The sequence below is a fragment of the Jiangella anatolica genome, from assembly GCF_003236295.1.
GTDB lineage: Bacteria > Actinomycetota > Actinomycetes > Jiangellales > Jiangellaceae > Jiangella > Jiangella anatolica.
Map to the genome: position 1 here is coordinate 1 of NZ_POTW01000197.1, position 952 is coordinate 952.

General features: G+C 69.6%; 1 protein-coding gene. It reads left to right on the forward strand.

Going from position 1 to position 952, the window contains the following annotated elements:
* Window positions 1–25 precede the first annotated feature (25 nt).
* Window positions 26–952, forward strand: a 927-nt coding sequence (locus C1I92_RS32935) for a sulfatase family protein (RefSeq protein ID WP_158564409.1), incomplete at its 3' end; no start/stop codon positions are given.

Here is a 952-nt window from a genome sequence, read left to right on the forward strand (position 1 = left end):
CATGACGGCGACTGAGCGTCCGAACGTGGTGCTGATCCATTGGCATGATGTGGGCACGCATTTGGGTGCGTATGGGCATGGTGATGTGACGAGTCCGGCGGTGGATGGGCTGGCGGCGGAGGGGTTGCGGTTCGATCGGGCGTTCTGTACGACGCCGTTGTGCAGTCCGGCGCGGGGGTCGTTGTTCACGGGTCGTTATCCGCATGCGAACGGGTTGATGGGGCTGGTGAACCGGGGGTGGGAGTACCGGCCGGGTGAGCGGACGGCGCCGTCGTTGCTGTCGGAGCTGGGGTATCGGACGGCGTTGATCGGTCAGCAGCATGAGAGCCACGACCCGTCGCGGTTGGGGTTCGACGAGGTGTGGGCGTGGCCGGCGGGCCGGGCGCGGTGCGGGCCGGTGGCGGAGCGGGCGGTGGCGTGGTTGGAGGCGGGTCCGGCGGAGCCGTTCTTCCTCACGGTCGGGTTCTTCGAGACGCATCGCCCGTATCCGGTCGAGGAGTACCCGCCGGTGGATCCGGTGTCGGTGCGGGTGCCGGCGTATCTGCCGGACAACGAGGACACGCGGGAGGATCTGGCCGGGTTCCTGGGCTCGGTCCGGGTCGCCGACGCCGCCACCGGCCGGGTCGTGGAGGCGGTCGAGCGGGCCGGGCTGGCCGGTTCGACGTTGGTGTTGTTCACCACCGATCATGGGATCGCGTTCCCGCGGGCGAAGGGCACGTTGTATGACCCGGGGATCGGGGTGGCGTTGCTGGCCCGGCCGCCGCGCTCGTGGGGTGTGGCGCCGGGTGCATCCGACGGGTTGGTCAGTCATGTGGATGTGGTGCCGACGCTGTTGGAGTTGGCCGGGGGTGAGGTTCCGGCGTTCGTGCAGGGGCAGAGTTTCGCCGGTGTGCTGCGCGGTGAACCCGGGCCGCGGCGGGGTGAGGTGTTCGCGGAGAAGAACTACCACGAC